This window comes from Bacillus sp. EKM206B, from assembly GCF_011066015.1.
In the GTDB taxonomy this organism is placed as follows: Bacteria; Bacillota; Bacilli; order Bacillales; family Bacillaceae; genus Bacillus; species Bacillus velezensis.
Genome location: NZ_JAAMNL010000050.1, coordinates 1 through 239 on the forward strand (window position 1 = coordinate 1; position 239 = coordinate 239).

At 59.8% G+C, this 239-nt stretch carries 1 protein-coding gene; it reads right to left on the reverse strand.

The genetic code is table 11. The features are described 5' to 3' along the window. The coding region (locus tag G9F50_RS20370) for an AMP-binding protein (protein ID WP_165417797.1) at positions 1-239 on the reverse strand (239 nt) is incomplete at both ends.

Here is a 239-nt window from a genome sequence, read left to right on the forward strand (position 1 = left end):
TCAATACGGCCGATGTATTCGATGCCGCACTGCGCGTTCCATTTGACGAGGTCGCCGGTCCGGTACATGCGCTCGCCAGGCACGAACGGATCTGCGGTAAACCGCTTCGCCGTTTCTTCTTCACGGTTCAGGTATCCGCGCGCCAGACCGCGGCCGGCCACACACAATTCACCGGCAATGCCTTCCGGCTGCACCTGATCGCCGTCGCCGAGAATATAAACTCTCGTATTGGCAATCGC